The sequence below is a fragment of the Microbacterium sp. 1262 genome (genome assembly GCF_040544895.1).
Classification (GTDB): domain Bacteria; phylum Actinomycetota; class Actinomycetes; order Actinomycetales; family Microbacteriaceae; genus Microbacterium; species Microbacterium plantarum.
Genome location: NZ_JBEPKU010000001.1, coordinates 379601 through 399812, shown reverse-complemented (window position 1 = coordinate 399812; position 20212 = coordinate 379601). Strand labels below are relative to the sequence as shown.

22 protein-coding genes and 1 tRNA gene are annotated in these 20212 nt (G+C 70.9%); 6 read left to right on the top strand and 17 right to left on the bottom strand.

Features of this window, described 5'->3' with window-relative positions; translation table 11 throughout:
- Nucleotides 1-11: 11 nt before the first annotated feature.
- On the bottom strand, nucleotides 12-893 hold the full coding sequence (gene prmC / locus ABIC53_RS01880) for a peptide chain release factor N(5)-glutamine methyltransferase (RefSeq protein WP_323986157.1): 882 nt from the start codon (nucleotides 891-893) through the stop codon (nucleotides 12-14).
- Nucleotides 894-1019: 126 nt separating this feature from the next.
- Between prmC and cysK the strand changes: the two genes are divergently transcribed.
- Nucleotides 1020-1973 (top strand): cysteine synthase A, encoded by a 954-nt coding sequence (gene cysK, locus ABIC53_RS01875; RefSeq protein WP_269267732.1) that lies wholly within the window; start codon nucleotides 1020-1022, stop codon nucleotides 1971-1973.
- Nucleotides 1973-2545 carry a serine O-acetyltransferase EpsC gene (epsC, locus tag ABIC53_RS01870; RefSeq protein WP_354450116.1) on the top strand — a complete coding sequence of 191 codons (573 nt, stop codon included), beginning with the start codon at nucleotides 1973-1975 and terminating at the stop codon, nucleotides 2543-2545. Before cysK ends, epsC begins: the two co-directional genes overlap by 1 nt.
- Nucleotides 2546-2590: 45 nt before the next feature.
- Here epsC and prfA read toward each other — a convergent pair whose 3' ends face one another.
- From prfA to ABIC53_RS01835, 7 genes are all read right to left on the bottom strand, one after another.
- Entirely contained in the window at nucleotides 2591-3667 is a 1077-nt protein-coding gene (gene prfA, locus ABIC53_RS01865) for a peptide chain release factor 1 (protein WP_112617271.1), read from the bottom strand.
- 2 nt (nucleotides 3668-3669) lie between these two features.
- Nucleotides 3670-5820 (bottom strand): transcription termination factor Rho, encoded by a 2151-nt coding sequence (gene rho, locus ABIC53_RS01860; RefSeq protein WP_354450114.1) that lies wholly within the window; start codon nucleotides 5818-5820, stop codon nucleotides 3670-3672.
- A 152-nt stretch (nucleotides 5821-5972) separates the two neighbouring features.
- Nucleotides 5973-6902, bottom strand: coding sequence for a homoserine kinase (gene thrB, locus ABIC53_RS01855; protein WP_112617273.1), 930 nt, complete (start codon nucleotides 6900-6902; stop codon nucleotides 5973-5975).
- Nucleotides 6899-7984, bottom strand: a complete 1086-nt coding sequence (gene thrC, locus ABIC53_RS01850) for a threonine synthase (protein WP_323986165.1) — start codon at nucleotides 7982-7984, stop codon at nucleotides 6899-6901. Before thrC ends, thrB begins: the two co-directional genes overlap by 4 nt.
- 1 nt (nucleotide 7985) lies before the next feature.
- On the bottom strand, nucleotides 7986-9305 hold the full coding sequence (locus tag ABIC53_RS01845) for a homoserine dehydrogenase (RefSeq protein ID WP_269267739.1): 1320 nt from the start codon (nucleotides 9303-9305) through the stop codon (nucleotides 7986-7988).
- Nucleotides 9302-10711, bottom strand: coding sequence for a diaminopimelate decarboxylase (lysA, locus tag ABIC53_RS01840; RefSeq protein WP_323986167.1), 1410 nt, complete (start codon nucleotides 10709-10711; stop codon nucleotides 9302-9304). The genes ABIC53_RS01845 and lysA overlap by 4 nt, the downstream gene beginning before the upstream one ends.
- 129 nt (nucleotides 10712-10840) lie before the next feature.
- Nucleotides 10841-11434 carry a YdeI/OmpD-associated family protein gene (locus tag ABIC53_RS01835; RefSeq protein ID WP_323986169.1) on the bottom strand — a complete coding sequence of 198 codons (594 nt, stop codon included), beginning with the start codon at nucleotides 11432-11434 and terminating at the stop codon, nucleotides 10841-10843.
- A gap of 35 nt (nucleotides 11435-11469) precedes the next feature.
- On the opposite strand from ABIC53_RS01835, the gene ABIC53_RS01830 reads away from it, so the two are divergent.
- Complete coding sequence (locus ABIC53_RS01830; RefSeq protein WP_269267742.1) at nucleotides 11470-11985, top strand: hypothetical protein; 516 nt, start codon at nucleotides 11470-11472, stop codon at nucleotides 11983-11985.
- A 32-nt stretch (nucleotides 11986-12017) separates the two neighbouring features.
- On the opposite strand, the gene ABIC53_RS01825 is transcribed toward ABIC53_RS01830, so the two are convergent.
- Genes ABIC53_RS01825 through ABIC53_RS01815 form a run of 3 tightly spaced genes read right to left on the bottom strand, consistent with a single transcriptional unit; the run spans nucleotide 12018 to nucleotide 15393 of the window.
- Nucleotides 12018-12833, bottom strand: coding sequence for an LmeA family phospholipid-binding protein (locus ABIC53_RS01825; protein ID WP_323986170.1), 816 nt, complete (start codon nucleotides 12831-12833; stop codon nucleotides 12018-12020).
- Between the two features lie 5 nt (nucleotides 12834-12838).
- Nucleotides 12839-14506, bottom strand: a complete 1668-nt coding sequence (locus ABIC53_RS01820) for an arginine--tRNA ligase (protein ID WP_323986172.1) — start codon at nucleotides 14504-14506, stop codon at nucleotides 12839-12841.
- A gap of 59 nt (nucleotides 14507-14565) precedes the next feature.
- Complete coding sequence (locus ABIC53_RS01815; RefSeq protein WP_274178803.1) at nucleotides 14566-15393, bottom strand: transglutaminase-like domain-containing protein; 828 nt, start codon at nucleotides 15391-15393, stop codon at nucleotides 14566-14568.
- 104 nt (nucleotides 15394-15497) lie between these two features.
- Here ABIC53_RS01815 and ABIC53_RS01810 point away from each other — a divergent pair, with 104 nt between their 5' ends.
- Complete coding sequence (locus tag ABIC53_RS01810; protein WP_274178804.1) at nucleotides 15498-15905, top strand: RidA family protein; 408 nt, start codon at nucleotides 15498-15500, stop codon at nucleotides 15903-15905.
- A gap of 75 nt (nucleotides 15906-15980) precedes the next feature.
- Nucleotides 15981-16787, top strand: coding sequence for an SGNH/GDSL hydrolase family protein (locus ABIC53_RS01805; RefSeq protein ID WP_274178805.1), 807 nt, complete (start codon nucleotides 15981-15983; stop codon nucleotides 16785-16787).
- Between the two features lie 17 nt (nucleotides 16788-16804).
- On the opposite strand, the gene ABIC53_RS01800 is transcribed toward ABIC53_RS01805, so the two are convergent.
- The 4 genes from ABIC53_RS01800 to ABIC53_RS01785 are packed head-to-tail and all read right to left on the bottom strand — an operon-like array spanning nucleotide 16805 to nucleotide 18556.
- Nucleotides 16805-17188, bottom strand: a complete 384-nt coding sequence (locus ABIC53_RS01800; RefSeq protein WP_274178806.1) for a YybH family protein — start codon at nucleotides 17186-17188, stop codon at nucleotides 16805-16807.
- Entirely contained in the window at nucleotides 17185-17784 is a 600-nt protein-coding gene (locus ABIC53_RS01795; protein WP_282501319.1) for a GNAT family N-acetyltransferase, read from the bottom strand. Before ABIC53_RS01795 ends, ABIC53_RS01800 begins: the two co-directional genes overlap by 4 nt.
- Entirely contained in the window at nucleotides 17781-18134 is a 354-nt protein-coding gene (locus ABIC53_RS01790; RefSeq protein ID WP_282501320.1) for a transcriptional regulator, read from the bottom strand. Before ABIC53_RS01790 ends, ABIC53_RS01795 begins: the two co-directional genes overlap by 4 nt.
- On the bottom strand, nucleotides 18131-18556 hold the full coding sequence (locus ABIC53_RS01785) for a hypothetical protein (protein WP_282501321.1): 426 nt from the start codon (nucleotides 18554-18556) through the stop codon (nucleotides 18131-18133). The genes ABIC53_RS01790 and ABIC53_RS01785 overlap by 4 nt, the downstream gene beginning before the upstream one ends.
- A gap of 88 nt (nucleotides 18557-18644) precedes the next feature.
- On the opposite strand from ABIC53_RS01785, the gene ABIC53_RS01780 reads away from it, so the two are divergent.
- Nucleotides 18645-18720, top strand: a tRNA-Arg gene (locus ABIC53_RS01780).
- A 77-nt stretch (nucleotides 18721-18797) separates the two neighbouring features.
- Here the strand turns inward: ABIC53_RS01780 and ABIC53_RS01775 are convergent.
- Together ABIC53_RS01775 and ABIC53_RS01770 are read right to left on the bottom strand one after the other, a co-directional pair.
- A complete protein-coding gene (locus ABIC53_RS01775) occupies nucleotides 18798-19583 on the bottom strand; it encodes an NAD(P)H-dependent oxidoreductase (protein WP_282501322.1) in 786 nt (261 codons plus the stop codon).
- The gene (locus tag ABIC53_RS01770; RefSeq protein ID WP_354452139.1) at nucleotides 19580-20179 is read right to left on the bottom strand and encodes a TetR/AcrR family transcriptional regulator; all 600 of its coding nucleotides are present in this window, start codon (nucleotides 20177-20179) and stop codon (nucleotides 19580-19582) included. The genes ABIC53_RS01775 and ABIC53_RS01770 overlap by 4 nt, the downstream gene beginning before the upstream one ends.
- Between the last annotated feature and the right edge of the window lie 33 nt (nucleotides 20180-20212).

Below are 20212 nucleotides of genomic sequence, written 5' to 3'. Positions count from 1 at the left end.
CCCGGCCGCACTCAGGAGCGGATGGCCGTCGTGGTGCGGTCGCGCATCGTGAGGTCGGGATGCGTCGCGGTCGCCGACCACCCGTCGGAGGCCAGGATGCCGCGGATCGCGGCCCCCTGCAGCTCGCCATGCTCGATGACGATGCTGCCCCCGGGGTGCACCAGGCGGAGCCCGACGCGCGACAGGGTCCGCACGACGTCCAGGCCGTCCGCGCCGCCGTAGAGCGCCGCCGGCGGGTCCCACAGCCGCACTTCGGGATCGCGCGGGATCGCGTCGTCGGGCACGTACGGCGGGTTCGACACGAGCACCGAGACGGTGCCGTCGAGCTCCGGGAACGCGCGCTCGAGGTCGATGAAGGCGAGGCGGGCGTTCGGAGCCCCGACGAGGGCGAAGTTCTCCTTCGTCCAGATGAACGCGTCGACGGAATTCTCGGCGGCGTAGACGCGTGCGTGCGGCACCTCTGTCGCCAGAGCGAGGGCGATCGCTCCCGAGCCGGTGCCCAGGTCGACCGCGACGGGCTCGGGGCCGGCCGCCGCGCGCAGCAGGTCGATCGCGATCTGAGCGACCGACTCCGTCTCGGGGCGCGGCACGAACACACCGGGGCCGACGCGGAGCTCGAGGTGGCGGAACGGCGCGACGCCGGTCAGATGCTGCAGGGGCTCGCGCGACGCGCGACGCGCGACCAGTTCAGCCAGTCGCGCGGCATCCTCGGCGCCGATCGCATCGCCGCGGAAGACGGCGGCCGACAGCTCGCCGCGGCCGACTCCCAGGACGTGTGCGGCGAGGAGCTCGGCGTCGACCTGCGGGGTCGGGACGAAGGCGGCCTCGAGCTCGGCGGTCGCGGCACGCAGGACCTCGGTCAGGGTCGGTGCGGGAAGGGGCGCGGTGCTCATGGCGCCGACAAGCCTAATCACGAGTGCGGATTCGTCACATTCGGCTCCCGTGGCGAAGGGCGACAATAGGCTGGGGCGACGATCCCGCCGCGACGCGGCATCCGCTCGAAAACCCGAAAGGCAGACATGTCCGACCCGGTCACTCACGGCATCCACCCCGACATCACCACCGCGTACGGCAACACGCCTCTCGTGCGGTTGAACCGCGTCAGCGAGGGCCTGCCGGGCACGGTTCTCGCGAAGCTCGAGTTCTACAACCCCGCGTCATCCGTCAAGGACCGTCTGGGCATCGCCATCGTCGATGCGGCCGAGAAGGCCGGTGCCCTGCAGCCCGGCGGCACGATCGTCGAGGGCACGAGCGGCAACACCGGCATCGCCCTGGCGATGGTCGGCGCGGCGCGGGGCTACCGCGTCATCCTCACGATGCCTTCCTCCATGTCGATGGAGCGTCGCCTCCTGCTCAAGGCCTACGGCGCCGAGCTCGTGCTCACCGACCCGTCGCTGGGCATGAAGGGCGCCGTGTCGGAGGCGGAGAAGATCGCCGCCGAGACGCCGGGCGCCGTCCTCGCGAAGCAGTTCGCCAACGAGGCCAACCCCGACATCCACCGCCGCACGACCGCGGAGGAGATCCTTCGCGACACCGATGGCCAGGTGGGCTACTTCGTCGCCGGCATCGGCACGGGCGGCACCATCACCGGCGTCGGCCAGGTGCTCAAGGAGCGCGTCGCCGATGTGAAGGTCGTCGCGGTCGAGCCGAAGGACTCGCCCCTCCTGACGGAGGGAAAGCCCGGCCCCCACAAGATCCAGGGCATCGGGCCCAACTTCATCCCGCCGATCCTCGACCAGGGCGTCATCGACGAGGTGCAGGACGTCACCTTCGACGACGCTGTCCGCGTCGCGCGCGAGGTGGCGCAGAAGGAGGGCATCCTCGTCGGCATCTCGTCGGGAGCCGCCGTCTGGGCCGCGCTCCAGGTCGCGGCACGCCCCGAGTCCGAGGGCAAGAACATCGTCGTGATCATCCCCTCGTTCGGTGAGCGCTACCTCTCGACCCCGCTGTTCGAGGACCTGCGCGAAGACTGATGGGAACGCTCCGAGCACGCATCCGCGAAGACCTGGCCGCCGCGAAGCTCCGCGACCCCGCGGCTCGCAGCGGCCTCGAGATCGCGCTGCTGTACCCGGGGCTGCACGCGGTCTGGTCGTACCGCATCACGCATCGGCTGTGGCTCCGGCGCGCGCGTTTCCTCGCGCGCGCCGGGTCGCAGCTGACCCGCTGGCTCACGGGGATCGAGATCCACCCGGGGGCGCGCATCGGCCGCCGGTTCTTCATCGACCACGGCATGGGCGTCGTGATCGGCGAGACCGCCGTCATCGGTGACGACGTCATGCTCTACCACGGGGTCACCCTCGGCGGCCGCACCCGTCATGCCGGCAAGCGGCATCCCACCCTCCAGGACGGCGTCGCCGTCGGCGCCGGCGCGAAGATCCTCGGTCCGATCACGATCGGCGCCCGAAGCGTCGTCGGCGCCAATGCGGTCGTCACGAAGGATGCCCCGGCCGACTCGGTGCTCGTCGGCGTCCCCGCCCGGCCGCGTGCCCGCCGCGAGGGCGAGGACACCCGCGCCGTCCTGACCGCCCCCGAGTACCACATCTGACTCCCCCTCCCCTGTCCGCCCTGTTGGCGGGAGGGGGAGCGGGGCTCAGTCGTCGGCAAGAGCCGCGAGGCGGGCCTCTTCGTCGGCGGCGATGCAGCTGTCGATGACCGGCGCGAGGGCGCCGTCCATCACCTGATCGAGGTTGTAGGCCTTGTACCCGGTCCGATGATCGGCGATGCGGTTCTCGGGGAAGTTGTACGTGCGGATGCGCTCGGACCGGTCCATCCCGCGGATCTGCGAGCGGCGGGCGTCGGATGCCGCGGCATCCCGTTCCTCCTGCTGCTTCGCGAGCAGCCGGGCGCGCAGTACGCGCATGCCGGCCTCGCGGTTCTGCAGCTGGCTCTTCTCGTTCTGCATCGAGACGACGATGCCCGTCGGCACGTGGGTGATGCGGACGGCCGAGTCGGTCGTGTTGACCGACTGCCCGCCCGGGCCGGACGAACGGAAGACGTCGATCTTCAGGTCGTTCGGGTCGATGGTGATCTCTTCGGGCTCATCGACCTCGGGGAACACGAGCACGCCGGTCGTCGAGGTGTGGATGCGCCCCTGCGACTCGGTGGCGGGCACACGCTGCACGCGGTGCACCCCGCCCTCGTACTTCAGGTGGGCCCACACCCCCTGCGACGGGTCGGACGACGAGCCCTTGATGGCGACCTGGACGTCCTTGTACCCGCCGAGGTCGGACTCGTTGCGCTCGAGCAGCTCGGTCTTCCATCCGCGCGAGGCGGCGTACTGCATGTACATCCGCAGCAGGTCGGCGGCGAAGAGAGCGGACTCCGCTCCCCCTTCGCCCTGCTTGATCTCCATGATGACGTCGCGGGCGTCGTCGGGATCGCGCGGGATGAGCAGACGGCGAAGCCGCTCCTGCGCCTCGCGCAGCCCCTCCTCGAGCGCGGGCACCTCCGCGGCGAAGGCCTCGTCCTCGCGGGCGAGCTCGCGAGCCGCCGCGAGATCGTCGGATGCCGCGACCCACGCGTCGTGGGCCGCGACGATCCGCGACAGCTCGGCGTACCGCCGGTTCACGCGCTTCGCGCGCGCAGCGTCGGCGTGCACCGCGGGGTCGGAGAGCTCCTCCTGAACCGCGCGGTGCTCGTCGAGCAGCCCCCGGACCGACTCGAACACGATCAGCGGATGCTGTTGTCGTGCCCGCCGGAGTGCGTGGTCGGCGCCGGGATGGACTTCTGCATCTGCACGAGGAACTCGACGTTGGACTGCGTCTCCTTGAGCTTGTCGAGGATGACGCCCAGCGCGTGCTGCTGGTCGAGACCCGCGAGGGCACGGCGCAGCTTCCACGTGATCTTGACCTCGTCGGAGGAGAGCAGCATCTCTTCACGACGCGTCGAGGAGGCGTTGACGTCGACGGCGGGGAAGATGCGCTTGTCGGCCAGCTGACGCGACAGGCGCAGCTCGCTGTTGCCCGTGCCCTTGAACTCTTCGAAGATGACCTCGTCCATCTTGGAGCCGGTCTCCACCAGCGCCGTCGCGAGAATCGTGAGCGAGCCGCCGTTCTCGATGTTGCGCGCTGCACCGAAGAAGCGCTTCGGCGGGTACAGCGCCGAAGCGTCGACACCACCGGTCAGGACGCGGCCCGACGTCGGGGCCGACAGGTTGTAGGCGCGACCGAGGCGCGTGATCGAGTCGAGCAGCACGACCACGTCGCGGCCGAGCTCGACGAGACGCTTGGCGCGCTCGATCGCGAGCTCGGCGACGGTCGTGTGGTCCTCGGCGGGACGGTCGAAGGTCGAGGCGATGACCTCGCCCTTCACCGTGCGCTGCATGTCGGTGACCTCTTCGGGCCGCTCGTCGACCAGCACGACCATGAGGTGGACCTCGGGGTTGTTCTGCGCGATCGCGCCGGCGATCTGCTGCAGCACGATCGTCTTGCCGGCCTTGGGCGGTGCGACGATGAGACCGCGCTGGCCCTTGCCGATGGGAGCGACGAGGTCGATGATGCGCTGGGTCAGCTTCTCGGGGCCGGTCTCGAGGCGCAGACGCTCCTGCGGGTACAGCGGCGTCAGCTTGCCGAACTCGACCCGGTCGGCGGCGTCCTCGACGGACAGGCCGTTGATCGAGTCGACCTTGACCAGCGCGTTGTACTTCTGACGGCTCGACTGCTCGCCCTCGCGCGGCTGCTTGATCGCGCCGACGACCGCGTCACCCTTGCGCAGGTTGTACTTCTTCACCTGTCCGAGCGAGACGTAGACATCCTGCGTACCGGGGAGGTAGCCGGTCGTGCGCACGAAGGCGTAGTTGTCGAGAACGTCGAGCACGCCGGCGATCGGGATGAGGACGTCGTCCTCGTTGATCTCGGTCTCGAACTCGTCGCCGCTGCCCTGGCCGCGGCGCTTGTTGCGCTGACGTCCCCGACCGTTCTGTCCCGAGGCGTCGTCATCATCGGCGGCGTTGTTGTTGCCGCCCTGGCCGTTGCCACCCTGGTTCTGGTTGCCGCCCTGGTTCTGGCCGGCCTGGCCCTGGCTGCCCTGCGCGTTGTCCTTGTTGCGGTTGCGGTTGCGGCTGCGCGAACGGCTGCGCGAACGGCCGGTCGACTCGGCTTCGCCCTCGCCGGAGTCGGACTTCGACGAGTCGTCGGAGGAGGCGTCGGCGTCCGGCGCCTGCTCGGCGGGAGCGTCGACGGCACCCTCCGCAGACGGAGCGTCAGCGGATTCGGTGGCCGCATCGCCCGCGGGGGCGGCTTCAGCCTCGGCCTCGGCCTCCTTCTTGGCATTGCGTCCGCGGCCACGGCCTCGCGCCGGCTTCTTCGGCGCCTCCGCGGGCTCCGCCTCGACGGCCTCGGCCGTGGCGTCAGACGCGCTCTCATCCGCGGCCGGCTGCGCGTCGGCGGCGACGGCGTCGGCTGCGGGAGCATCGGCGGTGGCCGGCGCATCGGTGGCGGCGGAGAGCTCCTCCGCTGCTGCCTCGGAGGCGGCGGCCGGGGTCTCGTCAGCGGCCGCCGCAGGCGCGGCATCCGTGCTCTTCGCGCGACGGGGTGCTCGCTTGCGCGGCGCCTTCGCCGGCTTCTCGGCGGGCTCAGCCGCCTCAGCGGGCTCGGCCACCTCGGCGGGGGCGGCCACCTCGGCGGGCGCCTGCTCGACGGGCGCCTCTTCGACGGGGGCGGCCTCTTCGACGGGGGCGGCCTCCTCAGCGGGGGCAGCGTCTTCGACGGGGGCGGCCTCCTCAGCGGGCGTCTCGACGACGGCATCCTGCTGCTCGGTCGCCTCTTCGGCTGGGGCGTCGACGGTCTCGTCGATCGTCGGGTTCTCGGAGTTGGACTCCACGAGTGCTCCTCTTAAACGGTGGATATGACAGAACCGCGTCCAGCGCCGTCCACGGCGGGCGCCATCCACCTGCCACACGCGTCCGGCCGACGGCACGGGGTATGGATCAGGGGTGTTCGCGGTGATTCGCAGAATTGCGACGGAGGCTCAGATCACAAAGGTGTGGAACCCTCCGTATGGTCCCTCACCATACCACCGCGCACATCGACCGCCAGCATCCGCGCGTCCCACGGGGTGTCTGTGGTATGCGCGGCCACCTCGGCGGCCGCAAGACGCTGCCCCGGCCCGTCGGCGAGGACCAGGACGCTGGGGCCGGCACCCGACACGACCGCCGCGAACCCCTCGGCACGCAGAGCCCGGACGAGCTTGTCGGTCTCGACCATCGCCTGGGCGCGGTACGACTGATGGAGCTTGTCCTCGGTGGCCGCGAACAGCAGGTCAGGGCTCTGCGTGAGAGCCGCGACGAGCAGCGCCGAACGCGAGAGATTGAAGATCGCGTCTTCGCGCGTGACCTGCAGAGGGTCGAACCCCCGCGCCACCGAGGTCGACATCGTGAAGTCGGGCACGAACACCAGCGGCGCGACGCCGCGGTGGACGAGCAGCTTCTTGTGCTGCGGGCCGTGCTCGTCGACCCAGGCGATCGTGAGGCCGCCGAACAGGGCCGGCGCGACGTTGTCCGGGTGGCCCTCGAGCTCTGTCGCGAGGCGCAGCAGCGCGTCGGCACCGATCTCCACGTCGCCCGCGAGGAGGCCCTTCGCCGCGAGGAGTCCCGATACGACTGCGGCGCCCGACGAGCCCATCCCCCGCCCGTGCGGGATCGCGTTGACCGCTTCGAGGCGCACGCCGGGCATCGTCCGCCCGAACGCCTCGTACGCGTAGGCCATCGCCCGCACGACGAGGTGCGAGGCGTCCGTCGGGACGTCGGCGGCTCCCTCGCCGGAGACGGTGATCTCGAGGCCGGGTGCCGGCAGCTCCGTGACGATGAGTTCGTCGTAGACGCTGAGCGCGAGACCCAGGGTGTCGAAGCCGGGACCGAGGTTGGCGCTGGTCGCGGGAACACGCACCTGAACCGAGCGGGTCATGCCGTCGCCTCCGGCGCGAGATCGAGCACGGATGCCACTTCCGACGTCGCCGCGTCGACGACGATCGGCTCGGCCTGAGTGCCGTCCGCGTTGCGGAGGGCCCACTGCGGGTCCTTCAGGCCGTGACCGGTGACGGTCAGCACGACGGTCGAGCCCGCGGGGATGACGCCCGCCTCGGCCCGGTCGAGCAGGCCGGCGACGGTGATCGCGGACGCGGGTTCGACGAACACACCGGCCGTGCTCGCGAGAAGCTTCTGCGCCGCGAGGATGCGGTCGTCGTCGATGGCGCCGAACCAGCCCTGCGTCGCGTCACGGGCCTCGAGGGCGAGGTGCCACGAGGCCGGGTTGCCGATGCGGATCGCGGTCGCGATGGTGTCGGGGTCTCTCACGACCTCGCCGCGGACGAGCGGCGCCGATCCGGCGGCCTGGAAGCCGAACATCCGCGGAACGCGCGTCGCCGCCCCGCGGGCCGCCTCCTCGCGGTAGCCGCGAGCATGGGCCGTGTAGTTGCCGGCGTTGCCGACGGGCACGAAGTGGAAGTCCGGCGCGTCGCCCAGCTGCGACACGATCTCGTACGCCGCGGTCTTCTGCCCGTCGATGCGATCGGGATTGACGGAGTTGACCAGGTGCACCGGATAGTGGTCGGCCAGTTCGCGCGCGATCTCGAGGCAATCGTCGAAGTTGCCGCGGATCTGGATGAGACGGCCGCCGTGCGCGACCGCCTGACTCAGCTTGCCCATCGCGATTTTGCCCTCCGGGACGAGGACGGCAGCTGTGATTCCGGCGTGGGCGGCGTAGGCCGCAGCAGAGGCCGACGTGTTGCCCGTCGAGGCGCAGATGACGGCCTTCGCCCCGCGCTCGACGGCGCGCGAGAGCGCGACCGTCATCCCGCGGTCCTTGAACGACCCCGTCGGGTTCATGCCCTCGAACTTCACCCAGACGTCGGCGCCGGTGCGCCGCGAGAGCTCGCGAGCGGGCACCAGCGGCGTACCGCCCTCGCCGAGCGTCACGATCGTCGACGATTCGGTGACGTCGAGACGGTCGGCGAACTCGCGCAGGACCCCCTGCCACACGTATGCCATGTCAGTCTCCCTCGACCCGGAGCACCGAGACGACGCGCTTGACGACGCCGCTCTCGCCGAGCGAGGCGACAGCGTCGCTGAGGTCCTGCTCGCGGGCGGTGTGCGTGCCGATGACCAGGCGGGCCGTCTGCACGTCGCCGTCGGCGACGATCGTCTGCTCGAGCGTCGCCACCGAGACGTTGCCGTCGCTGAGCAGCCCCGCCACCGCGGCGAGGACGCCCGAGCGGTCGTCGACCTCGAGGGTGATCTGGTAGCGCGTGGTGACGTGACCGATCGGGACGACCGGCAGGTTCGCCCGCGTCGACTCCCCCACGCCCACACCGCCGGCGATGTGGCGGCGGGCCGCCGATACAACGTCGCCCAGCACAGCCGACGCGGTCTGCACCCCGCCCGCGCCCGCGCCGTAGAACATGAGGTCGCCCGCGGCCTCCGCCTGGACGAACACGGCGTTGTTGGCTCCGTGCACGCTCGCGAGCGGGTGCTCGCGAGGCACGAGCGCGGGGTAGACGCGCACCGAGATCGTCTCGCCCGACGGCGACACCTCGGCATCGGCGAGGCGCTCGCACACGGCGAGGAGCTTGATGACGAAGCCGGCCTTGCGCGCGGCATCCATCATGTCGGCGTCGATCTGGGTGATGCCCTCGCGGTGCACCGCATTCAGCGGCACGGCGGTGTGGAAGGCGAGCGACGCGAGGATCGCGGCCTTCTGGGCAGCGTCGTACCCCTCGACGTCGGCGGTCGGGTCGGCCTCGGCGTACCCGAGCGCCTGCGCGTCGGCCAAGACGTCGGCGAAGTCCGATCCCTCGCGGTCCATGCGATCGAGGATGTAGTTCGTCGTTCCGTTGACGATGCCCATGATGCGCTGCACCCGGTCGCCGGCGAGCGAGTCGCGCAGCGGGCGGATGATCGGGATGGCGCCGGCGGCCGCAGCCTCGTAGTAGATCGACGCGCCCACCTGGTCGGCCGCTTCGAACAGCTCGGGTCCGTGCGTGGCGAGCAGCGCCTTGTTCGCCGTGACGATGTCGGCTCCGGCGCCGATGGCCTTCAGGATGCTCGTGCGCGCGGGCTCGATCCCGCCCATCAGCTCGATGACGATGTCGGAGCCGACGAGGAGCGGTTCGGGATCGGTGGTCAGCAGCTCGCGCGGCAGCTCGACGTCTCGCGGCGCGTCGATGTCGCGCACCGAGATACCGACGAGGTCGAGGGCGGCTCCGGCGCGATCGGCCAGTTCGTCTCCATGCTTGAGCAACAGCGCGGCGACCTGCGAGCCGACGGCGCCGGCTCCGAGCAGGGCCACGCGCAGGCGGCGGTAGTCCGTCATTCGGCTCCTTCTGTGGGGATGCCCGCGTCGCGGGCGAGCAGGTCGTCGATCGTCTCGCCGCGGACGATCACCCGGGCTACGCCGTTCGAGACGGCGACGACGGGCGGGCGCGGGACGTAGTTGTAGTTGCTGGCGAGCGAGTAGCAGTAGGCACCCGTCGCCGGGACAGCCAGCAGATCGCCCGGAGTGACGTCGGCGGGCAGGTATTCGGCGTCGACGACGATGTCGCCCGATTCGCAGTGCCGACCCACGACACGCGAGAGCGCGGCGGGCGCGTCGCTGCGACGGTTCGCGACTCGTGCCGAATAGGCCGCGCCGTACAGGGCGGGCCGTGCGTTGTCGCTCATGCCGCCGTCGACGCTGACGTACAGGCGCTCGAGCTCGTCGCTGACGCGGACCGGCTTGGTGGTGCCGACCTCGTACAGGGTCACCCCGGCGCGGCCGACGATGGCCCGACCGGGCTCGAAGGCGAGCATCGGCAGCGGGATGCCGTGGGCCTCGCACTCGCGAGCGACGGCCGCGACGATGCCGTCGGCCAGCTCTTCGATCGGGGTCGGGTCGTCGACGCTCGTATAGGCGATGCCGAAGCCGCCGCCGAGATTGAGCACCGGAACCTCGCCGCCGCCGAGAAGGCGGGCGTGGACGGCCACGAGCCGTGACGCCGACTCGGCGAAGCCCGCCGTACCGAAGATCTGCGATCCGATGTGGCAGTGGAGCCCGAGGAAACGCAGCGAGGGCAGCTCGCGGATGCGAGCGACCACGGCCTCGGCATCCGTGAGCGCGAAGCCGAACTTCTGGTCCTCGTGGGCCGTCGCGAGGAAGTCGTGGGTCTCGGCGTGCACGCCGCTGTTGACCCGGACCAGCACGGGCTGGACCGCCTCGCGTGCGGCGGCGATCTCGGCGAGCCGGTCGATCTCGACGAGGCTGTCGACGATGACGGAACCGACTCCGAGTTCGACGGCGCGCGCGAGCTCGAGGCGCGACTTGTTGTTGCCGTGCAGTCCGATGCGCGCCGGATCCGCTCCCGCAGCCAGGGTGACGGCGAGCTCACCGCCGGTCGCGACGTCGACCGCGAGCCCTTCCGCCGTCACCCATCGCACGATCTCGGTGCTCAAGAACGCCTTGCCGGCGTAGTACACCCGAGCGCTCGTGCCGTGGCGTGCGGCGGCGGCGTCGAATGCCTGACGGACGCGACGCGCCTGCGCCACGACGGCATCCTGGTCGAGCACGTAGAGCGGCGTGCCGAACTGAGCGGCGAGGTCGGTGGTCGCGATGCCGCCGACGGACAGCGCACCGAGGTCGTCGCGCTCGGCGCGGGGCGGCCAGACGGCTTCGACCAGCTCGTTGACGTCAGCGGGAGGGAGCAGCCATTCCGGTACGGCAGGGCGGACGTCGGACGCGGACACGGGAACACCAATCGGGAGAGACGCTGACCGTCCGGCAGACGGGGCCGCGACGGTGCCGCCAGTCTAGGACACCCGCCGCGCGGGCTCCGCCGGTGTGACCGCCCGCGACAGACGCGGCCGTGAGCCCGCTCACGAGAGCGACGAGGGCGCGTCCTCTTCCGCGAGCCGGGCGACGGCCCGGCGGATCCGCGCCGCCCGCGCAGCATCCGACGGCGCGCTCAGGACAGGATGCAGGACGGAGTACCGCTCGGCGGCGCGGAGCGCGGCGAACCGGCGGGATGCCGCGGGCGACGCCGCGAGCACAGCCTCGAGGTCAGCCGGCACCGCGGCCCCGGCCTGGCCTGCGTAAGCGCGTTCCCAGCGCCCGTCGGCCTGCGCACGCTCGACCTCCATCCGGCCGCGGGGACGCATGCGCCCCTCCGCGACCAGCCGCTCGATGATCCCCACATTGCGGAGCGACCAGATCGAACGGGCGCGGCGCGGCGTGAAGAGCTGCAGGAAGGTGGAGTCGTCTCGGGAGTTCCGCCGGCCGTCGATCCAGCCGCTGCAGAGCGCCTCGTCGAGCGCCTCGGCGTACGTCAGCGACGTCGGCTCCGTCACGTTCTTCTTTGCGAGCACCAGCCGCACGCCGTCGGAGTCGGACTCGTGCGCGTCGAGCCAGGCTCGCCACGCGGCCGCATCCGAGACGACGAGAAGAGGCGGACCGCCGGCATCCGCTGTCATGAGCACTCCACGCTTGTAGCCTGGCGCAGGAGGCGATGATGGGCAATGGAACGCGCGAACCGGCCGGACTCGACGAGCGTATCGGTGCGCTGAAGGAACGCATCTATGCGACGGTGACCGGGCTGGCGATCCTGGCGGGACTCCTCACGGCCGAGCACGTCACGGTCACCGAGTCGATCTTCGCCCTCGCGGTCGGCATCTTCGCAATCGCGGCCGCCGGCTTCGTCGCCGAAGTCATCGCCCATCAGATCGGGCATCGCCAGTTCCCGAGCGCACGAGAGCTGGCGGTCATGGCGCGCACGGCCGTGGTCGCCCTCGGAACCGCGTCGCTCCCGCTGCTCGCGCTGCTGCTCGCCCTGCTCGACCTCATCGACCTCGACACGGCGCTGATCATCGGGATCATCGCCGACGCGGCGGTGCTGGTCGGTGTCGTGCTGCTCGCCAGTGCGCGCACGGGCCTGACCGCGCTGCAGCGCCTGGTCGCATCCGCGCTGCTGCTCGGGCTGGTCGCGGCGGTCGCCGTCGCGCTTCTCCTCGCTCACGGCCACTGAGCCGGGGCAGGCGTCCGGGTGGGGCGGCCGGCTCAGGCGCAGGTGCCGTCGGCCTGAAGCGCCGGATCGCGGATGATCGCTCCGTCGACATCGACCTCGGCCACCAGCGCGCCGGGTTCCACGCGCACCTCGCGCAGCGTCAGCCCGGCGGGAAGGCGATCGCGGATGCAGATCGGGTAGTCGCGCAGCACGCCGTCGGCGGCCGAGCCGAATCGCTGGCGGAGATCGTCGCCGGTCAGCGCCGCGCCACCGAGCCGGACAGCAGTGGGCGTCAGGACGATGTCACCGTCTGCAGCGCTCGGCGTCAGGTCGAGCCCGAGCGGAACCGAGAGGGCGAACAGCGGCATCTCGACGTCGACCGTCACGTTCGGCGGATCCAGCGTGACCCCCGCACCTGAGTCGCCGGAGACCTGCGATAGCAGGGTCTCGAGCTGGTCCTCCGCGAAGACCACCGTCGCCTCCGCCGATCCGATGTCGCCTCCGTCGGCTCGAATGGGAACATCGGTCGCGCGCACCGACACGTCGGCCACGACGTCGCCGAGCGGGATCCCGTCGCTCGCCACATCGAGACGGTCGAGCCGGCCCCCGATGACCTGGGGCAGCACCGGCTCGTCGAAGCCGACGTCGATCTGCCGGTCCTCGGGCAGTGCGAGCCGGGTGATCACCTGCTCGCGCACGGTATTCGTGAGGATGCTGCGCGTGATGCTCTCAGCGACGAACCACGCGGCGATCGCAAGGCCGACGACCACGACGAGAGCGATGATCCACGGCAGCGCCCGCCGCCGTCGCTTCGGCGGCACGGCGACAGCCTCGGGCAGCGGAAGGGTGGGCTGAGTGGCACCGCTCACGTCGGTCACATCCGTTCGGGGGCGCTGACACCCAAGAGGTCGAGCCCGTTGCGCAGCACCTGCCCGGTGGCGTCGTTGAGCCAGAGGCGAGTGCGGTGGAGGTCGGTGACCTCTTCGTCTCCGAGCGGCGTGACACGGCAGGTGTCGTACCAGCGGTGGTAGAGGCTCGCGAGCTCCTCGAGGTACCGGGCGACCCGGTGCGGCTCGCGCAGCTCGGCAGCGAACGCCACGACGCGCGGGAACTCCTGGAGCGCGCCGAGGAGAGCCGACTCGGTCTCGTGGTCGAGCAGCTCCGGGGCGAACGCATCGCGGGTGACCCCGGAGTCGGCGGCGTTGCGCGCGACGTTGTGCGTGCGGGCGTGCGCGTACTGCACGTAGAACACGGGGTTGTCGTTCGTGCGCTTCTGCAGGATCTCGGGATCGAGGGTCAGCGGCGAGTCGGCGGGGTAACGCGCGAGCGAGTAGCGCAGCGCGTCGGTGCCGAGCCAGTCGCGCAGGTCGTCGAGCTCGATGATGTTGCCCGCACGCTTGGACAGACGCGCACCGTTGACCGAGACGAGCTGGCCGATCAGCACCTCGATGTCCTTCTCGGGGTCGTCACCGGCCGCGCCTGCGAGGGCCTTCAAACGGTGGACGTAGCCGTGGTGATCAGCGCCCAGCAGGTAGATCTTGTGCGCGAAACCGCGGTCGCCCTTGTTCAGGTAGTAGGCGGCATCGGCGGCGAAGTAGGTGTACTCGCCGTTGGAACGACGGATGACGCGGTCCTTGTCGTCACCGAAGTCGGTCGTCCGCACCCAGACGGCGTCGTCCTGATCGAAGACGTGTCCCTGCGCACGCAGCCGGTCCACGGCCTGGTCGACGAGACTCGGTCCACCGTCGGCGGGGGTCGCGTGCAGCAGCCGCTCGCTGAAGAACACGTCGAAGTGCACGTTGAACTTCTCGAGCGAGTCCTTGAGGTCGGCCATCTGGAGCTCGTAGCCGAGGTCGAGAGCGACCTGCTCCTGCTCCTCGAGGGCGAGGGTCAGCAGATCCGGGCGCGCCGACAGCACCCGCTGGGCGAGGTCGTCGATGTACGCGCCGGGGTAGCCGTCCTCGGGCGTGGGCTCTCCCTTGGCGCTCGCGAGCACGGAGCGGCCGAACCGCTGCATCTGCGCTCCCGCGTCGTTGATGTAGAACTCGCGGACGAGCTCGGCCCCACTGGCGAGCAGGAGACGGGCGATCGCGTCGCCGAGCGCCGCCCAGCGCGTGTGCCCGATGTGCATCGGACCGGTGGGGTTCGCGCTCACGAACTCGAGATTGATCGAGTTGCCGGCCTGGCTGTCGTTGCGGCCGAACGCGGCCCCCGCCTCGACGATCTCGCGGGCGAGCGCGCCGGCGGCGGCGGCATCCAGGCGAATGTTGATGAACCCGGGGCCGGCGACCTCGACGGATGCCACCCCCGGCGTCTCGGCGAGCGCCGCGGCGATCTCGGCGGCGAACTCACGCGGGTTCGCACCGACACGCTTGGCCAGCTTCATCGCCGCGTTGGACGCCCAGTCGCCGTGGTCCCGGTTCTTGGGGCGCTCGAACACGAAGTCGGCGGCGGTGAGACCATCGCTCGAGCCGGGGCGTCGCGCCTCGGCGAGCGGGGCGACGACGGACAGGAGGGCTTCGGCAAGAGCATCGGGATTCATAGCCCTCCGATTCTAGGCGGGCGGCCACGGGCCCGATGCTGAACGTCTCGCGGACGGCATCACGCGAGGGTGATGAAAGCCTCGTGATCGTCTCGGGCGGGATCGTCGACGGCGGCGTCTCCCCCGGCGACCTCGGCATCGACCCGCAGATGCGTGAGCGCGACGTTGCCGCCGTAGTAGCTGAGGAACGCGCAGTCGGCGGCATCCCGGCCGGTCGCGATCCGGACGAGCCCGCGGCGGTTCGACAGCCGAGTCGCGTCGATGACGTGCCAGGCGCCGTCGACGTACGCCTCGGCGACGGCGTGGAAATCCATCGGGCGAAGCCCCGGCGCGTAGCAGGCGGCATAGCGCGCGGGAACGTCCATCGCGCGCAGCAGCGCGATGACGAGGTGGGCGTAGTCGCGGCACACCCCCTGTCCGGTCGCGAGGGTCGTGACCGCGGAGTCGGTGCCGAGGCTGAGACCCGGCGCGTAGGTCGTGTTCGAGGCCACGAAGTCGCTGATGGCCGAGACGAGTTCGCGGCCCTGCAGGCCCCGGAACTGCCGACGCGCGTGCGCGAACACCTCGTCGGACTGCGCGTAGCGACTCGGCCGCAGGTACGCGATGGTCTCGAGCTCGCTCGTCGGCGCCGGGGCGGCGGAGCCGTCGACGACAGCGCGGTACCGAACCGAGATCGTGCCCGCTTCTCCCGCGAGGCGATGGATGCGCGTGCCCGCGGGAGACGCGGGCGGGTCGACGATCTCGGAGACGGACAGCGAGCGGCCGGCGAGCGTGACGCTCAGTTCTTCGTTGCGGAAAGACGCCGCGCGCGACGCGGCGATCTGCAGGATGACGTCGACGGGACCGGTCAGCTGGAGGTCGAGTTCGGCCGTCAGGATGCGCTGCACCGGGTAATCCTCGCACGCAGCGAAGCGCCGTCGGGCCGCTCCCGGCGGTGATCGGATCGGCCGCGATGAGAGGCTGGTGGTCGGCCATGAAACGAGGAGCCCTCATGTCGAAGACCGTCACCCTCATCCGCGCGTCATCCCTGTCGGATGCCGCTGAGTACGCGTACGCGGCCACCGCGCCCGCCGACGCGCGCCTCATCTTCCTGGCCGGTTCGTGCCCGCTCGCCGCCGACGGGTCGACGGTCGGCGTCGGCGACTACGCCGCCCAGGCGGCATCCTGCATCGAGAACATGAAGGTCGCCCTGGCGGCCGCCGGCGCGGGGATCGAGAACGTCATCAGCACGCGTGTGCTCGTCGCGTCGAGCTCGCAGGCCGACCTCGTCACCGCCTGGGAGGTGGTGCGCGACGCCTTCGGAGACCACGACGTGCCCAGCACGCTGATGGGCGTGACGGTGCTCGGCTACGACGATCAGCTCGTCGAGATCGAAGCCGTCGCCGCCGTCCGCGCCTGAGGGGTCAGGCCTCGGGCCGCGCGGTCTTGCCACGCAGGCGTCCCGGCACCCCATCCGATGACGTACCCTCAGCGTGTGCGAACCCGAAACGCCCGCCCCCGCCGCAGAACCGTGTGGGCTGTCTCGGCGATCTCGGCCGCCGTCGTCGCGGTGGCGCTGACGGCATTCCTGCGGCCCTGGGCGGCTCCCACGGCGGCACCGGTGGCGGCCGGACCCGGCGCGGTCGCGAGGATCGAGGCGCCGCCGCTCGCGCTTCCCACGGGGGCTCGCGTTCTGATCTTCGGCGACTCGTGGACCTACGGCTCCGCGGCATCCGATCCGACCCTCGGATACGCCTATGTCGTCGCCCAGCGAACCGGGTGGACGACGATCGTCGACGGCGTCCGCGGCAGCGGCTACCTCAAGCCGGGCATCGACGGTCCCGCGTTCGGCGACCGAATCGCCGCGCTCGACCCCGCACTCGATCCCGACCTCGTGATCATCCAGGGGTCGATCAACGACCGCAAGCAAGGTGCCGCCGGGTACCGCGACGCCGTGAACGCGGCGTGGGACGATCTCGCGGCGACCTACCCCGAAGCGCGCATCGTCGTGCTGGGCCCCGCACCGCAGGTGCTCCCGGTCGAGAGTGAGACGGCCCGCATCGACCGGGATCTCGCCGAGCTCGCCGGCGCCCGGGGCTGGTGGTACCTCTCCCCCATCGCCGAGGGCTGGATCACCGACGCCAACTACAGCGACGTCATCGACACCAGTGCCACGGGGCGCGACCACCCATCGACAGCGGGGCACGCGTATCTCGCCGATCGCCTCGCAGCCGACGTCGCGGCGATCACGGATGCACCGGCCGTCGCCGCCGAGCCCGTTCCCGAGCCGCTCGTCCCCTGACCCGCTGGTCTCGCCGCCTAAGCGCCGCTGTGGGGCGAAGGGCCCGTGCTGAGGTGCTCGTGCACGAGGCGCCAGCCCGAGCCGGTGCGGTGGAAGACGTTGGTCGCCCGACCGCGACCGCTTCGGGCCTGTCCGTCGATGTGTCCGCTCCAGCGATACGTGTAGACGGCCACCGCCGCGTCGGCGGCATCCACGACCCACTCGACGTCCTCCGCCCCGTAGACCTCATCGGGGATGAGCGTCCACGTCCGCTCGAAGTAGGCGCGGACGGAAGCGAGGCCGACGCAGGTGGCATCGCCGAAGTAGTACACCGCGCTCGCGTCGAGCACCTGTGCAACCTCGTCGAAGTCATGCGTGTTGGTCGCGGCGATGTAGCGGGCGAGCGTCTCGGATGCGGTCATGTCTTGGTCCTTTCGTTCATCGGAGCGGCGGCGCCGACGACGGCGCTCATGCTCCACACCGGTGGCGCGTCCCGCGGTTCGACCCGCGAGACGACCGAGAAGCCGTGTCGTTCGTAGAGCCGGACGTTGCGCTCGTCCGACGTGTCGAGCGCGAAGCGGTCGGCACCCCGTCGCCCGCCCTCCGCGAGCGCGAACCGGATGAGGTCGGATGCGAGGCCCTGCCCCTGACGGGCGGGCACGACGCCGACCGTCTCGATCCGCCACGAGTCCGGCTCGGACGGCGTGTCAGCGGCGTCGCCGAGTCGTCCGAGTCGGTCGCCGTGCAGCTGAACGATGCGGTCGACGACGGCCGGTGCCGGGTCGGGCGCATCCGGCGGGAGCACGGCGATCACTCCGTCAGCGGGCCCCGCGACCCCGACGAAGCCGTGGGCGTGCGCGTGCCGCAGGTAGACGAGCTGCAGCTCACGGAGCCGCCACGCGTAGTCATCGTCGGGGATGACATGGCGTGTCCACGCGTAATGCTCGAACGCCTCCGCGAGAGCGTCGGCGGCGGCATCCAGTTCGTTCTCGGCGGCAAGACGAGTGCGAGGTGTCATGCGGGTGCGTCCTTGGGTTGCTTGCGGTCGGATGCCGGTGCTGTCGGCGTCGCGGAACCGGATTCGACGATCGCCTGCAGCGTCGCCAGGTGGCGGGCGAACGCCTCGCGACCGGCATCCGTGATGCCGACCCACGTCCGCGTCCGCCGGCCGACGGCTTCTTTCCGCACCTCGAGGAGCCCCGCGTCGGCCAGCACGGTGAGCGTCTGCGACAGGGTCGAGTCGCTCACCTCGAGCAGGTCGGCGAGGAAGCGGAAGTCGACGTCCTCGAGATTGCGGAGGGCAGCTAGCAGCGAGAAGCGCACGGGCGAATGGATGAGGGCGTCGATGTCCTTGCGCGGGTGACTCATCGGCGTGAGCTCGGGAAGAGGCAGGCGAAGATCGGAGAGATTGACACGACTCCCGCGAGAACCCACCACCACGGCGACGAGAGCTGGAGCAGTTGGAGCGCCGGGTCGAGCATCAGCGTGTAGAGCGCGAACCAGGTCGCGACCGCGATCCCCATGTTCCGCAGTCCGTTGCGGGGCACCGACCGCTGGTAGCGGAACGCGATGGTCCAGATGCAGAGCGTGGCGAGGAGGAAGGGTGCGAAGGCCTTCCAGTAGCCGACGCCGGCGACGTCGATCGACAGGGTGAACGCGAGCGCGTACGCGGCCTGCGCCACGACGAAGATCCGGAACCAGCGCGTCGCGCGACGCGCATCCCTCTCGGCCTTCGTCCCGATGGCGACCATGCGGGCTGCGTCATCGTAAGCGAAGCTGTTTTGCGTCATGCAACGACTTTAACAGTTGTAAAGCCAATGCTGCCACCTCTCCCACGGTCGTTCCGGTCGCCTCCGCGGTGATAGTCTCGATCGGCACGCCTCCGTAGCTCAGGGGATAGAGCGTTGGTTTCCGGTACCAAAGGTCGCAGGTTCGATTCCTGTCGGGGGCACCAGTGAGCAGAAGGGCAGTCGAGGGTTCGACTGCCCTTCTGCGTACCCAGAGGTGTATCCATCGTGGGCACGGTCCGGCTCAGTCGGCGAGGTGGATGCCGAAATCGGTCCGCCCCGGATGGATGTCGCTGCGCAGCGACCGGGTGCCGCGGTAATCACCGTCGCGGAGCGCCCGGTAGCGACGCGGCGTCTCGCTGTCGAGCCCGGCGATGCGGGCACGCAGGCGCTCGGCCTCGCGGTCGACGCCCGCGGCATCCAACCCGTCGGCGTCGTAGACGACGTGAAGGTCGAGGGTTTCGATCCCGACGTACCAGAGCGCGCCGTGCGTCAGCGGGAACAGGAGCGAGTCGAGGTCGCCGCTGATTCCGCGCTCCCCGATCGAGCGCTCGTCCTCTCCCACCGTCACGACGACGAGCGCACGCCGGCCGGCCAGCCCGCCGTCACCGTAGCGCCGCGGGACACCGAGCTCCGGATCCATGTCGCCGTAGGCGAAGCCGTTGGTGAGCACGCGGTCGATCCACCCCTTGAGGATCGCGGGCGGCCCGTACCACCACAGCGGGAACTGCAGCACGAGCAGTTCCGCGGCAGCGAGCTTGCGCTGTTCCTCGAGCACGTCGTCCGGGAAGGGGACGCCGCCGTACTCGCCCCCCGCAGGGCCCGCCGCCCGCCCAAGCGTGACGTCGAGCTCACTGTCGGGGAACACCGGATTGAACCGCTGCGCGTACAGATCGGATGTCTCGACACTGCGCGTTCGCGACAGCTCGGCGACCCCGTCACGGAAGAGCCGGGCGTTGAAAGAGGTCGATCGCGGATGGGCGAGCACCCAGTGGGCGACGCCCGGCGCGGGCTCGTGCGAGATGGTCATGATTCCTCCGGTTCGGTGGCTGATGTCACGAGGGCGCGCAGGACGCGCGTGAGGGTGGAGCGCGCGGCCGCGGGACTCACGCGTTCGTCCAGCGCCGCCCGCGAGAGTGCGTCGCCGGCCCCGACGAGAGCCTGCGCGCCGGCGTCATCGAGACGAACGCCGCACGAGGCGAGCACGTCATCGCACAACGCGAGGTAGGCGCCTTGCGCCTCGCGCCGCACCTCGACGAGCATCGCGGATCCATCGAGCGCCGAGACGACGTCCGCCAGCTCGCGCCCCTCGGCCAGCGAGCAGTCGATGTAGGCTCCCGCGACGGCGCGACACACGGCATCGAGCGCGAGCGGCTCGTCGGCGAGCGCCGCGGTGAGAGCCGCCCGCTGCTGCTCCTCGAACTCCCGGTAGAGCTCGGCCAGGGCGCCCGCGCGATCGCCGAAGTGGTCGTACACGACGGGCTTGGTCACCCCCGCGCGCTCGGCGAGCCGACCCAGCGTGAACTCGTCGGTCCCGCGCTCGCGGATCAGCTCGCGAGCGACCGCCAGCAGCTGCGCGCGCCGCTCGCGCCGCGGCATCCGCTGTCGCCGTGCGCCCTCGCCCATCACGCCTCCCGCTAAGTTACTACCAGTAGCTTA

Excerpts from the sequence above, each read along its gene's own strand:
- ABIC53_RS01790 (WP_282501320.1), bottom strand. The coding sequence starts at position 18,134 with ATGAGTCACCCGCGCAAGGACATCGACGCCCTCATCCATTCGCCCGTG.
- ABIC53_RS01785 (WP_282501321.1), bottom strand. The coding sequence starts at position 18,556 with ATGACGCAAAACAGCTTCGCTTACGATGACGCAGCCCGCATGGTCGCC.
- ABIC53_RS01810 (WP_274178804.1), top strand. The coding sequence starts at position 15,498 with ATGTCGAAGACCGTCACCCTCATCCGCGCGTCATCCCTGTCGGATGCC.
- prmC (WP_323986157.1), bottom strand. The coding sequence starts at position 893 with ATGAGCACCGCGCCCCTTCCCGCACCGACCCTGACCGAGGTCCTGCGT.
- epsC (WP_354450116.1), top strand. The coding sequence starts at position 1,973 with ATGGGAACGCTCCGAGCACGCATCCGCGAAGACCTGGCCGCCGCGAAG.
- ABIC53_RS01830 (WP_269267742.1), top strand. The coding sequence starts at position 11,470 with ATGATGGGCAATGGAACGCGCGAACCGGCCGGACTCGACGAGCGTATC.
- ABIC53_RS01800 (WP_274178806.1), bottom strand. The coding sequence starts at position 17,188 with ATGACCGCATCCGAGACGCTCGCCCGCTACATCGCCGCGACCAACACG.
- cysK (WP_269267732.1), top strand. The coding sequence starts at position 1,020 with ATGTCCGACCCGGTCACTCACGGCATCCACCCCGACATCACCACCGCG.
- ABIC53_RS01835 (WP_323986169.1), bottom strand. The coding sequence starts at position 11,434 with ATGACAGCGGATGCCGGCGGTCCGCCTCTTCTCGTCGTCTCGGATGCG.
- ABIC53_RS01770 (WP_354452139.1), bottom strand. The coding sequence starts at position 20,179 with ATGGGCGAGGGCGCACGGCGACAGCGGATGCCGCGGCGCGAGCGGCGC.
- ABIC53_RS01845 (WP_269267739.1), bottom strand. The coding sequence starts at position 9,305 with ATGACGGACTACCGCCGCCTGCGCGTGGCCCTGCTCGGAGCCGGCGCC.
- ABIC53_RS01795 (WP_282501319.1), bottom strand. The coding sequence starts at position 17,784 with ATGACACCTCGCACTCGTCTTGCCGCCGAGAACGAACTGGATGCCGCC.
- ABIC53_RS01820 (WP_323986172.1), bottom strand. The coding sequence starts at position 14,506 with ATGAATCCCGATGCTCTTGCCGAAGCCCTCCTGTCCGTCGTCGCCCCG.
- thrB (WP_112617273.1), bottom strand. The coding sequence starts at position 6,902 with ATGACCCGCTCGGTTCAGGTGCGTGTTCCCGCGACCAGCGCCAACCTC.
- ABIC53_RS01775 (WP_282501322.1), bottom strand. The coding sequence starts at position 19,583 with ATGACCATCTCGCACGAGCCCGCGCCGGGCGTCGCCCACTGGGTGCTC.
- thrC (WP_323986165.1), bottom strand. The coding sequence starts at position 7,984 with ATGGCATACGTGTGGCAGGGGGTCCTGCGCGAGTTCGCCGACCGTCTC.